We start from the raw sequence: 12,750 nt of genomic DNA, 5'->3' as shown, positions 1-12,750 counted from the left end.
GCAGCCAGCGTCAGGGCGCGGATACCGGAGCTGGGGTCGCGGACCGGTGCGCAACGATGCTGGTGCCCGCGCAGATTGCCAGGGCGAGCATCGCAGCCAACGCGCCCCATCGGGTCACCACGATGCCGAGGGTGGACAGCAGATAGCCCGCGCCGAGCGCACCGAGCGCGACGGCGGCGTTGCAGAACAAACCCATGGCCGCGACCGCGCGACCGAGGATCTGCTCGGGGATGACTTCGACCCGGTACACGGTCAATGCCACATTGCTGACGACGCCGATCCCTCCGATCCCCGCCCAGCAGGCGGCCAACACAAAAGGATTGGTGCTCAACGCAATTGGTACCAGTAGCGCGGTCCACACCCAGAGCGCAACCCGATAGACAAGCCGGATCGGAAAGCGGGCGATCAGCCGGGCAGCGCCGGCGGCACCGAGAATGCCGCCGAGACCCGCCGACCCGAGGACCAGCCCGATGATCCATGCGGAGTACCCGCTTGCCGCCAGCTCGACCATGATCAGCAGCAGCACCACCTGGATAACGGCATTCGACGCAGCGATCATTGTCGTCGAGGCCCGAAGGAATCGATCAGACCACGCCGTGCGCAATCCGTCCGCGATACTTCGAGCCGTCGAAGGCCGGGCTGTTCGGTCAGCTGCTGACGGCGTGCCCGAGACCTGCCGAATCAGCATCAGTGTGATGAGACAGACCACATATGACACCGCGTTGGCCACGAAGGGTAGCCAGCGCGCGACGCCATACACGGTGGCACCAGCCGCCCGACCGAAAAGAGCTGCGATCGGCTGTTCGGCCTCCAGGAAGGAGAACGCGGCGGGCCGTTGTTCGGGCGCCACTACATCACGCACGGCCGCCAACTCGCTCACACCGACGAAGACGTTTACGCAACCCTCGACGAACGCTGCGGCGACGGCAATCACGACGAGGCCTGGCAATCGCGCGTAGATCGCCGCGGCGACCAGCCCGGTCGCAGCCAACCCGACCAGCTGGCAACGCACCAGGATCCGGATTCGGTCGCCGTAGTCGGCGACGACTCCGGCCGGAATCTGGAAGATCAAGCTCGGCGCGGCAATGGCGAAGCCGACCCATCCGGCAGCCGCTGGGGAACCAGTCAGCGTGAGCACCAGCAGTGGATAGGCGATCCGGACACCATGGAAGCCCAACTGCGATAGCGCGTGACCGGACCACAGCAACAGGAAGTTCCGGTTGGCGCGCAGCCCAGCGCTAGCCATGGATGCCCGACAACCAGTCGATCAGCTCGAGCACCTCGACCTCGTCGGATTCCGAGCGCAATGCCTGATAGAGCCGTGCCACGACTTCGGCCCGCACACTCAGGATGCGAAAGTCGATATCGGGGTTCAGTTTCGGCAGCGTCAGTGCCAGCCCCGCCCACAGCTGCGGCCGCAACGGATCCGAACGCAGTTGCTCCAGATACAACGCTGCCGCAAGCGGGAGGTCTTGCGCGAGGTATGCCTTGTCACCGACGGGCTGATCCTCGATCGACAGCGCCGCTGCCGCGACACTGTCGATCTCCTTCAGCTGGACCGAAAGATGCAGGCGCCGATGGCTATCGGGAATCGAGTCCTGATCGACCGGCCCCGACGGCGCCAGCGCTTCGGGCCGCGCCGCCCGGGCCCGCCACCGAGCCGCCAACTCATCGATATCCGCCGCCACCGGCAGCAGGTTGCGCACCTGCCAGAAGGTGCGGTGTGCTGTGGAGATCTCGGAGGCGGCGAGCCCAGCCGCATGGGGCAGCTCCTCGGCCGCCCAGTCGGCGATGCCATCGCGCAATGTCCGCATCAAGTGTTCCCCTGTTGCGGTGAGCAATCCGGATTCCATCGCCTGTTCGATAGCACCCGCTACCTGGACGCGCCACAATGCGAATTCGACATGCGACTGCATAGAACCGTGGCATTCGGCGTTGCGATGGACGCGCCAGAAATCGGTGACACCGAAGAAGGCATAGATCCCGTGCGCCAAACCCATGATGGGACGCGGGTCGTCACGCCACGGCGCATAGAAGCGACAGGACGGGTCCTGGTCGAATAGGAGGATCTGATCGATCAGCAGGGTGAACTTGGTGTGCTGGATCTCATGGATCATGGTCAGCGCCAGCTGACAGGAGTCGGCAGGTGCTGTGGTGTAGACGCAGCCGACACCATTGGACGAGGTGTGGCTGGTACTGGCCGCATGCGGCCGCGCAGTCAACGGCGCCACGGTGCGCAGGCAGCTGCGCATCGGAATCAGGTATCGCTCGAAGTCACGGTGCAGCAGAGCCCAGGCGTCAGCGAAGTCCCGCTGCCACAATTCCGCATGGCCTGCCGTGAGTCGCGGCGGCACCGGCCGATCTTTGGCCAGATCGCGAAACGGATCGAGGTCGTCCAGAAACGTCGTGTGTTCACCTGCTTCGCCGCGCACCTGTCGCAACGGCAGCCAGTCCGGGTCAGCTTCGTAGTCCGGGCTCGGCACGAGGACACTTCTGCCGGACTGCGTGAAACCGATGGAGCCGTCGCTGGCCCAGCTCAATTCGCAATGGCCGCAGAAGTCGGCGGGCCCGAGCCGCGCCATGCCGATCCCCGGCAGCATCACGACACCGTTGCGAACGACGACTCGCATCGAGCCGTCCGGCAGACATGCGATGCCACCGGCGGCAGCGAGCCAGCCCAGGTAGCCGCAATCCGCCCACAGCGGCGTCGACGAATCATCGTCGGCGTATATGCGACCGAGAACGTGGGCGAGCCACGGTCCGAGGTGCGGGTACGCCAGCAGATCCGCGGTTTCGGCGGGATGGGTGCGCTGTAGATCAGCGAGAGCCTGATAGGCCGCATGCAATCCGGCGCCATCGCTGACCTCGGGCCGAACCGTGGCTTCGGCAACGAGCGTGCGCAGCAGGATCATTCGCGTGGTCAGCATTCCACTCACCAGCGTCGCAAGCGCCGTTTCGGTGCCATATCCCGAACTCAAAGAGATAGCGGCATCATCTATTCCGGTCACCGTTGTGGACATATCCCTACTCCTGTCACTCGAGCTTGGCGGTGTCGACGTCGGATAAGAGGCGCGACCCGATGTGCCGGATCAATGCCGTCAGATCGGCGCAGTACACCGAGGGATTGCGGAATCCGTTGTCCGCGCTGTACCGGTGGACGTAGTGACCGCCGCCACAAATGGTGTGTATCGAGCAACTGCGACACGTCGGACTCAACGCGTCGACCCCGATCTGACGCGCCACCATGGATGGTTCCCACAACGCCGCATCGAGCGGATTGCCCTGCTTGGAACAGGACAGCTTGGTAGCGCCCGCGAAGGCCGACTTCAGTTCGTCGACCTGCTCCAGAGTTCCGTCCGTTTCGATTACTGCCAATCGAACGGGTTCGAGGCCAACCGATTCCGATGCCGCCCGCCCACCGAGCAATAACGCGATAATGCTCTCGAAGAGCCGCACCCCGGTCTCTACCTCGGGCGCCTGGTACCAACGGTCGAAGATCGCGACCAACCAGTCGGCATAGGGCGTGGCATCATCTCCGCCGACCAGGTTCGGGGGCATAGTCGCCCAGTTGCCATGCGGTAGAAGGAAATCGACCGCAGGCGGATCGAATGCCAAAAGCGCTTCGTACGTCCGGACCGGGTCGTTATCGATATCGATCGTGCACAGCAGGCCGGCAAACAGCCGCGCCCTTCGATCCGGCGGCGCCAACTGCGCCAGGCCAGCCACCACCCGGCTATAACTGCCCTCGCCACGCCGGTCCCGGCGATGCCGGTCCTGACCGCTCTCATCCCCGTCGATACTGACGCCGATCCGAATATTCCACCGGTCACAGATGTCGACGAATTCCTCGTCGAGCAGCACTCCATTGGTCTGTATCCCCAGCCGCACCTCGGTTATCGGTTCCAACAGTGCCCGCGCGGTACGTGCGAATTCCGCGAGATTCCGATGACCGACCATCAGTGGTTCACCACCGTGCAACACGAGGTCCACCCTGGGCAGGTCGAATCGGCGTGCGTGATCACCGATCATGCGGCAGGCGTCGGCGAACACCTTATGACTCATGGTCTTCGGCTGATCACGCCAACTCTGATCGGCCATCTCGTAGATATAGCAATAGTCACAAGCTAAATTACACCGGCTGTGAATCTTGATGACGAATTCCACGAAAGGCTGCGGCTGCCACCCCGTTTTTCGCAGCTGCTCGACATCCAACCCCGCCGCAGGCCACAATTCTTCGCGCCGGGACAGCTCCAAGGGCACCGAACCCATACTTCACTTCCTTGGCCGGGCTGGGCACGCGTGCGACGGTTCGCGTCGCACGCGTGCACTGACTAGTTATCCGGGTTGATAAACGACTGGAAGGCCATACTCGAAGAGTTGCCGTCCCTATGCCGCTCGATCGCCGCGCGCAGCGCAGGGCTCGCGGCCTCGGTCAACTGTTCCGGCTTCAGATCCGCGAGGTCTGCAAGATTGCCCATGACAAATGCTCCTTCGTTCTCGCCTTTCGCGCACCACAGGTTCACCCCATAAAGAGGCAAATGAAAAATGAGGTATCCCGATACTGGGCGCGGCTAGAATAATCTTCCAGGGTCGATTCCATGAAAGGCTGCGGCTGCCACTCAATTTTCGCAGCCGCTCGGCAGCCAACCCGCCGCAGGCCGCAATTCTTCGCGCCGAGACAGCTCCAAGGGCACCGAACCCATATTTTACTTGGCCGGGCTGGGCACGCGTGCGACGGTTCGCGTCGCACGCGTGCACCCGACTAGTAATCCGGGTTGATAAACGAATTGAAGTTCATACTCGAAGAGTTGCCGTCCCTATGCCGCTCGATCGCCGCGCGCAGCGCAGGGCTCGCGGCCTCGGTCAACTGTTCCGGCTTCAGATCCGCGAGGTCTGCAAGATTGCCCATGACAAATCCTCCTTCGTTCTCGCCTTTCGCGCAGCACAGGTTCACCCCATAAAGAGGCAAATGAAAAGTAGGGTATCCCCCGATACTGGGCGCGGCGAGAATAATCTTCCTGGGTCCGACTATTTACGGACCCAATAACGGATACTACTGCAGCACAACTCATCTCGCATGGTTCAGCCATTCCCCATTTATGGGAAAATGCCGAGCAGTCTCTTTCCGCATACCTTCTTCATGCGCGGGCCACCGGCCGACAAAAGACCAGCAATTCGGGTCGCCAGATGGCAAACTATCGTTGCCGGCCGCAAGGCTCTCTCGCCGGAGAGGTGGCCACCGCGCGGATACTCGAATTCCGGCGGACGCTCCGATCGGTGTCGACAGGACCGATGGCGCGCTGCAGGGCTCAGACCTTGACCAGGTCGTCGGCGTGGATCACCGGGCGTTGCATGGTGTCCGGGAGTTCGGTGGTGGAGCGGCCGAGCATGCCGGAGAGTTCGGTGCTGTCGTATTCGACTACGCCGCGGGCAACTATGCGGTTGTCCGGGGCGATGAGGTCGACTACGTCGCCGCCGTGGAAGCGGCCGCGGACGCCGGTAATGCCCGCGGCGAGGAGGGAGCGTCGGCGATGGGCGACGGCTTGGACGGCGCCCTCATCGATGAGGATGGCACCGCGACTGTCGGCGGCGTGGCGGACCCAGAATTTGCGGGCCGAGAGGCGGACCGGACGGGCGGCGAACGCGGTGCCGACGGTGCCGGCGCTGAGCGCGATATCGGCCTCGGTGGCGGCGGCCAGCAGAACGGGGACGCCGGCGTCTGCGGCCAGCCGGGCCGCGGAGAGCTTGGAGGCCATGCCACCGGTGCCGAGTGCACCGCCACTGCCGGCGATGACGCCGTCGAGGTCGGCGCTGCTGCGGACCTCGGGGATGAAGGTGGCGGCACCCTTGCGCGGATCGCCGTCGTAGAGGCCCTCGACGTCGGAGAGCAGCACCAGCGCGTCCGCGCCGACCAGATGTGCGACCAGCGCGGCGAGTCGGTCATTATCGCCGAACCGGATCTCTTCCGTTGCGACGGTGTCGTTTTCGTTCACCACAGCGACCGCGCCGAGCGAGCGCAACCGGTCCAGCGTGCGCTGGGCGTTGCGGTGATGTTCCCGACGTGAGAAATCGTCAGCGCTCAACAGCACCTGCCCGACCGTGCGCCCGAACCGCGCGAACGAGGTGCCCCACGCATGCGCCAAGGCCAGCTGACCGACGCTGGCCGCGGCCTGCTTGGTGGCCAGATCCCTTGGGCGACTTGTCAATCCCAGCGGCGCGATACCGGCGCCGATCGCACCGGAGGACACCACGACCACATCGGATCCGGCCCGCATCCGCGCCTCCACCGCATCGGCGAGCCGATCCAATCGCGCCATATCGAGCCCGCCCTTAAGGCTGGTCAGCGCCGAAGACCCGATCTTGACCACCACACTGCGCGCCGAAGCGATCGCCGTCCTGGCCTCACTCAGCCCAGACTGCGACACCACTCCAGCCATCCCCGAACTCACCTGCATCGCAACCGAACTCCCTGTACCGCAAAAGAACTCGTCGTACCCACCAGTGCGACCGAATCCGCCGGGCGCAGCACTGCGCCCCGAACGCATTGGCCGCCACCGAATTCCGACACTCGCCGAATGGGCGGACCGAATCGCAGCGCTCGCCGAAACGGCATGCCAGCCTCCGGCGCACACCACAAGCCCGCGGTTCGCACGTTATTCCTCGTCGTCCTTGACCAGGCCGCGGCGCACTCGGGACGCGTGTTTGCGTTCGGCGGCGCTGATCCGGTCGTTCTGCTCCAGTCGAATATCGGTCCCGCGACCAGTTGGAACCATATCCACACCCGCGGAGATCTGCGGCTCCCAATCGAAGGTGACATCGCCGATGGTGACCGGTGCACCGGGCTTCGCGCCCTGCTTCACCAGCTCGTCTTCGACACCGAGGCGAGCCAGGCGGTCGGCGAGGTAGCCGACGGCTTCGTCGTTGTCGAACTGGGTCTGACGCACCCAGCGCTCCGGCTGTGGCCCGCGCACGATGAAGCCACCCGGCTCCTCCGGGTCGGCGATCACACTGAAGCCGGTCTCGTTCACCGCGATCGGGCGGATCACCGGACGCTTCGGCGCAGCCTTCGGATGCGCGGTCCGATACTGCTCGACCATCTCGGCGAGCGCAAAGGTCAAGGGGCGCAGGCCCGCTCGGCTCACCGCCGAAATCTCGAAAACCGGCCAGCCCCGGGCGGTGAATTCGGACGTGACCATCTGCGCCAACTCGGCGCCATCGGGCACATCGACCTTGTTCAGGATCACCACGCGCGGCCGATCGGCCAGATCACCGAGCCCGGTATCGGCATCCAAAGCCGGTTTGTAGGCGGCGAGTTCGGCCTCGAGCGCATCGACATCGGAAACCGGATCACGTCCTGGCTCCAGCGTCGCACAGTCCACAACGTGTGCGAGCACCGCACAGCGCTCCAGATGCCGCAGGAAATCCAGCCCGAGACCACGCCCCTCACTCGCGCCCGGAATCAGCCCGGGGACATCGGCGATGGTGAAGGTGGTGTCACCGCTGGAGACCACACCGAGATTGGGCACCAGCGTGGTGAACGGATAGTCCGCGACCTTCGGCTTGGCGGCCGAAAGTACCGACACCAGCGAGGACTTACCCGCCGACGGGAACCCGACCAGCCCCACATCGGCAACGGACTTCAGCTCGAGGACGAGATCGCCGTCCTCACCATCCTCACCGAGCAGCGCGAAACCGGGCGCCTTGCGCGCCCTCGAGGCCAGCGCGGCGTTACCGAGTCCGCCGCGTCCGCCACGGGCCACGATGAACTTGTTGCCCGCACCGACCAGATCGACGAGCACCTTACCGTCGTCGTCCAGCACCACGGTCCCGTCGGGCACCTTCAGCACCAGGTCGGTGCCCTGCTTCCCGTCGCGGTTACTGCCCTCGCCCGGTTTGCCGTTGCTCGCCTTGGCGTGCGGATGGAAGTGGAAGTCCAGCAGGGTGTGCACATTCGAGTCGACCTCGAGGATCACATCCCCGCCGCGTCCGCCATTACCGCCGTCCGGACCGCCGAGCGGCATGAACTTCTCGCGGCGCACGGAGGCGCAGCCGTGACCACCCTTGCCCGCACGCACGTGCAATACGACACGGTCGATGAATTTGGACATGTCCGAATCATCCTCCTCGGTGGTAGCCGTCGACTGCTTGCAGGTCGCTCGAATAAACCTGCGCTATGGGAACGCGATCCTTCGGGAACGCGAAAAGCGGGCCAGGGAAATGCACCCTGACCCGCTCAGCTGTTTCGGATTGGCTAGAGGCGGTCAGGCCTCGGCCGGCTCCGGAACGACGATGTTGACGGTCTTGCGGCCACGCTTGGTGCCGAACTCGACCTTGCCCGCCGCCAAGGCGAACAGGGTGTCGTCGCCACCACGGCCGACGAGCACACCGGGGTGGAAGTGCGTGCCGCGCTGGCGAACCAGGATCTCGCCCGCCGAAACGGTCTGGCCACCGAAACGCTTGACGCCGAGTCGCTGGGCGTTCGAATCGCGACCGTTGCGGGAGCTGGATGCACCCTTCTTATGTGCCATTTCTGAACTCCTGTGAAGTAATTCGAGAAAGCGCGAAGGCTTACTTGATGCCGGTGACCTTGAGGACCGTCAGCGGCTGACGGTGACCCTGACGCTTGTGGTAGCCGGTCTTGTTCTTGAACTTGTGGATGCGGATCTTCGGGCCCTTGGTGTGCTCGACCACCTCGGCGGCCACGGAAACCTTGGCCAGCTTGTCCGCATCGGTGGTCAGCTCGGCGCCGTTCACCACGAGAACCGGGGCCAGCGCCACGGACGAACCCGGCGCACCCTCGATCTTCTCGACCTTCACCAGGTCACCGACCGCGACCTTGTACTGCTTTCCGCCGGTCTTGACGATCGCGTACGTTGCCATCGGTCGGCTGCCCTTCTTCCTGTCATGTGCGCGGCTCGTGCTCGCGCTGCTGTCTGCTCCCGCACGGATGACTCCGGCTGGAAACCACAGCACTCTGGTCTGGTAGTCACCGCCGCCTCAGCAACCTGATGGCTCTCGGCTTCGAGCCGAGTCACGAATACAGCGCGGATAAGCGCTGTCGCCGGGCAGCGACTGTCCAAGATTACAGGACGGGTACCACCCCGACCAAACCGGTGCCCGCGAAAGGCGGGACCCCCGTCGCGGAATGCGGCGGGGGCCCCGGGTTCGGATCCGATTGTGGTAATCAGTTCACGTCGTCCACCGGCGGTCCGGCAGGACGACCGACGGCCCGGCGGCGCGGCTTGCGCGTCGGCACCACGACCGGCACATCCGCCGTGTAGTCCACCACGGGCCCTGCGGACGCCTGATCCGCCGTCGACAGCACGAAGACCGCACTGGCGCTGTCCGCAGCCGGTGCGGCGGCCGAACGCGCCACACGACGTCTGCGGCCGGTCGTACGGGGCGCCGCGGATTCGGGAACACCGTTGGCCGCCGCAGGTGCCTCCGATGTCACAACCGGCACTACGGCGGGCACCGCTGGTTCATCCGCCACCGAGCTCGAAATCCGAGCACCGACCGGTGCCAGGACCTCCTCGGCTGCGGGCTCGACAGCCTCCTCGGCCACCGCTTCCGCCGCCGCGACCTCCTCGGTGGCGGACGCAACGGACTCGGCGACTACGACCTCCTCGACCGGAGCCGCATCGGTCGCCGCGACGACATCGGTATCGACCGCTGCGACTTCCGCGACCACCGCGATGTCCGCGACATCGTCCGCGTGCACATCCTCGGCGTGCGTCGCCTCCTCCGACTGATGCGCCGCCATCGCCAACGCCACCGGATGCGCCCGCTTGACCGCGATCTCCGCCTCGTCCTCGGCAGCATGCCCGGTGCCATTGGTCGCCGCCGGCGCGCTCGCCGCCGCGGCCTTGTCCCGGCCACGGCGCCGCCGCGACCCGGTCTCCCGGCCACCGCGCGCACCGTCCTCGGCGCCCGCCAGCTCCACCGGGTAGGTGTGCACGACGATGCCTCGACCGTGGCACTGCTCACAGGTCGTCGAGAACGCCTCGACCAGCCCGGTGCCCAGCTTCTTGCGGGTCATCTGCACCAAGCCGAGCGAGGTCACCTCGGAGACCTGGTGGCGGGTACGGTCGCGGCCCAATGCCTCGGTCAGCCTGCGCAGCACCAGATCCCGGTTCGACTCCAGCACCATATCGATGAAGTCGACGACGATCATGCCGCCGATATCGCGCAGCCGCATCTGGCGCACGATCTCCTCGGCCGCCTCCAGATTGTTCCTGGTGACCGTCTCTTCCAGATTGCTGCCACCGGCACCGGTGAACTTGCCGGTATTGACGTCGATGACGGTCATCGCCTCGGTCCGGTCGATCACCAGGGTCCCACCCGATGGCAGCCACACCTTGCGATCGAGCGCCTTGGCGAGCTGTTCATCGATCCGGTAGGTCTCGAAGACATCGACACCGTTGTTCTCGTGCCGGGAGACTCGGGCGAGCATATCCGGCGCGACCGTGCGGATGTAGTTCTCGACGGTGCTCCAGGACCGCTCACCCTCGATGACCAGCCTGGAGAAGTCCTCGTTGAACAGGTCACGGATGACCTTGACCAACAGGTCCGGCTCTTCGTACAGCGTCTTGGGCGTGTTGTTGTCCTTGGCCTCGGCGGCCTTCTCGATGGTGCGCCAGGTCGCCTGCAACCGTTCGACGTCGCGAGCCAGCTCGGTCTCGCTGACGCCCTCCGACGCAGTGCGGATGATCACCCCGGCGTCGGCGGGCACGATATCGCGCAGGATCTCCTTGAGTCGCTTGCGCTCGGTATCGGGCAGCTTGCGGCTGATACCGGTGGACGAACCGCCCGGCACGTACACCAGGAAGCGTCCGGCCAGACTGATCTGGGTGGTCAGCCGCGCGCCCTTGTGCCCGACCGGATCCTTGGAGACCTGGACCAGCACCTGATCGCCGGGTTTGAGCGCTTGCTCGATCTTGCGCTCCTTACCGCCGAGACCGGCGGCCTCCCAGTTCACCTCACCGGCGTAGAGCACACCGTTGCGGCCGCGGCCGATATCGACGAATGCCGCCTCCATGGAGGGCAGCACATTCTGCACCTTGCCGAGATAGACATTGCCGACCATCGATGCGGAGCCGGTATTGGTGACGAAGTGCTCGACCAGGATGTTGTCCTCGAGCACCGCGACCTGGGTCGCGGTCGGGTGATCCGTAAAGCTCTTTTCGCGCACGACCATGACCCGGTCCACTGCCTCGCGGCGGGCCAGGAACTCCGACTCGGTCAGGATCGGTGGGCGACGGCGACCGGCCTCGCGACCGTCACGCCTGCGCTGCCGCTTGGCCTCGAGCCGGGTGGAGCCGGTGATGCCCTGCACCTCGTCGACGGTGGTGCGGCTGCGGCTCTTATTGCGCGGCTCACGCTCGTGCACGACGGTATTCGGCGGGTCGTCATCGGCGACACCCTCGCTCTCGGCGCCCTCCCCCGCCACCTTGCGGCGACGGCGGCGACGGCGACGGCGGCTCGAACCCTCCGGCACACCGGATTCCTCGTCCTCGGTCTCGGTGTCGTCGCTGGGCTCGGCTTCGGCCTCGCTCTTGGCGGCGTGCTCCGCGGGCCGCTCGTCCTCGGCGGCCTCCTCCGCGGCTTCGCTGTCGTCACCCTCGGATTCGGTGTCGGTGTGCTGTTCACCCCGACCACGTCCGCGACCACGACGGCCACGCCGCCGACGGCGCGGCTGATCCGCATCGCCCTGCTGTTCGCTCGACTCGTCCTCGGTGGTTTCGGTCTCTTCCTCGGCGGTCTCGACTGTGGCTTCCTCGGCGCGACGGTGATCGCGCTCGGCCCGACGCTGCCGACGCGCCTCCTCGGCAGCCGCGGCGTCCGGCGGCAGGAACAGCGGTGCGGCGACCTCGAAGACGACCGGCGTCACGACATGCGGCTCCTGCGGAACCGGTGGGGTGAACAGCTGCGTCGGCTGGTGGGCGACGGGCTGCTCACTTGCGGAGAAGATGGGGCCCGGCTCGGGCTGAGCGGCGAGCGGCTCGCGCTGAGCGGCGAGCGGCTCCGGCGCGGCGACGACCGGATCGGATACGGCCGGCTCTCGGACGGCGGCCGGCTCTCGGACGGCGGCCGCGGGGGCCTCGGCCTCGGATTCCACCGTGCCGAGTGCGTCGCGGACCGTTTCCGCTACCGCTCGATCGACATTCGATTGCGCACTACGTGCGTCGGCACCCAACTCGGCGAGCTTGGCCAGGATGCGTTTGCTGGTTACCCCCAGCCGCTTGGCAAGCGCGTGAACTCGGATTCGCTCCGGCAATTGTTCGGCATCCTGTGATGTTGTTGTCAGCGGCTCTTGATCGGCCACGAAGTCTCCTCGGGTCCCCGGGCGCGTCCCTCCTGGCAGGAGTGACGCGGCCGACGCGGGGGCACTGTCCGTTCACCTCACGCGGTTGGCGCGAGGTCAATTGGTCTCGCCCCGCATGCCCGGTTAACACCCAATGGTTTTCGTCGGTCGGGCTAACTGGTCACGCGGCGCCTGGCTGTTGGCTGAACTCCACGGCGCGAGCGCTCATCCAGCGTGCCGACGCGAACCTCCGGCCCCAGCAACGGGCCAGCTGTCCGTGGCAGCGATGATCGGCATCGAACCGCAGCGTCATCCGGTTACCATCCGACACCGATCGTCCGCGTACCTGCGCGAACAGCCGATATCGTCAGCAACCACTGCCAGTATCCCACACAGTGCGGCGACGCCTCGCCATCGCCGCACGAGTTCACCCCGCTGACACGAGG

Annotated in this window: 10 protein-coding genes; all 10 read right to left on the bottom strand. The window is 65.7% G+C overall.

Features of this window, described 5'->3' with window-relative positions; all coding sequences use genetic code 11:
• Window positions 1-10: 10 nt before the first annotated feature.
• The 10 genes from AB0J29_RS10670 to AB0J29_RS10625 all read right to left on the bottom strand — a co-directional run bounded on the left by AB0J29_RS10670 (window position 11) and on the right by AB0J29_RS10625 (window position 12,325).
• Entirely contained in the window at window positions 11-1,246 is a 1,236-nt protein-coding gene (locus AB0J29_RS10670; protein ID WP_364782629.1) for an MFS transporter, read from the bottom strand.
• Window positions 1,239-3,020, bottom strand: a complete 1,782-nt coding sequence (locus AB0J29_RS10665; protein ID WP_364782626.1) for an HEXXH motif domain-containing protein — start codon at window positions 3,018-3,020, stop codon at window positions 1,239-1,241. The genes AB0J29_RS10670 and AB0J29_RS10665 overlap by 8 nt, the downstream gene beginning before the upstream one ends.
• A gap of 13 nt (window positions 3,021-3,033) precedes the next feature.
• The gene (locus tag AB0J29_RS10660) at window positions 3,034-4,269 is read right to left on the bottom strand and encodes an FxsB family cyclophane-forming radical SAM/SPASM peptide maturase (protein ID WP_364782623.1); all 1,236 of its coding nucleotides are present in this window, start codon (window positions 4,267-4,269) and stop codon (window positions 3,034-3,036) included.
• A 62-nt stretch (window positions 4,270-4,331) separates the two neighbouring features.
• Window positions 4,332-4,478, bottom strand: a complete 147-nt coding sequence (locus tag AB0J29_RS10655; protein ID WP_364782620.1) for a hypothetical protein — start codon at window positions 4,476-4,478, stop codon at window positions 4,332-4,334.
• A 284-nt stretch (window positions 4,479-4,762) separates the two neighbouring features.
• Window positions 4,763-4,909 (bottom strand): hypothetical protein, encoded by a 147-nt coding sequence (locus AB0J29_RS10650; protein WP_364782617.1) that lies wholly within the window; start codon window positions 4,907-4,909, stop codon window positions 4,763-4,765.
• Between the two features lie 400 nt (window positions 4,910-5,309).
• Entirely contained in the window at window positions 5,310-6,437 is a 1,128-nt protein-coding gene (proB, locus tag AB0J29_RS10645; protein ID WP_364782614.1) for a glutamate 5-kinase, read from the bottom strand.
• Window positions 6,438-6,653: 216 nt separating this feature from the next.
• On the bottom strand, window positions 6,654-8,108 hold the full coding sequence (gene obgE / locus AB0J29_RS10640; RefSeq protein ID WP_364782611.1) for a GTPase ObgE: 1,455 nt from the start codon (window positions 8,106-8,108) through the stop codon (window positions 6,654-6,656).
• Between the two features lie 153 nt (window positions 8,109-8,261).
• Entirely contained in the window at window positions 8,262-8,528 is a 267-nt protein-coding gene (gene rpmA, locus AB0J29_RS10635) for a 50S ribosomal protein L27 (protein WP_063047669.1), read from the bottom strand.
• Between the two features lie 40 nt (window positions 8,529-8,568).
• Window positions 8,569-8,880: a 50S ribosomal protein L21 gene (gene rplU, locus AB0J29_RS10630; RefSeq protein ID WP_040687720.1), complete on the bottom strand. Its 312-nt coding sequence runs from the start codon at window positions 8,878-8,880 to the stop codon at window positions 8,569-8,571.
• Window positions 8,881-9,184: 304 nt separating this feature from the next.
• Window positions 9,185-12,325, bottom strand: coding sequence for a translation initiation factor IF-2 N-terminal domain-containing protein (locus AB0J29_RS10625; protein WP_364782608.1), 3,141 nt, complete (start codon window positions 12,323-12,325; stop codon window positions 9,185-9,187).
• Between the last annotated feature and the right edge of the window lie 425 nt (window positions 12,326-12,750).

The sequence above is a fragment of the Nocardia sp. NPDC049707 genome (assembly GCF_040674855.1).
Classification (GTDB): domain Bacteria; phylum Actinomycetota; class Actinomycetes; order Mycobacteriales; family Mycobacteriaceae; genus Nocardia.
The sequence above is the reverse complement of the archived record's forward strand: the minus strand, read 5'-3'. Positions and strand labels throughout refer to the sequence as shown.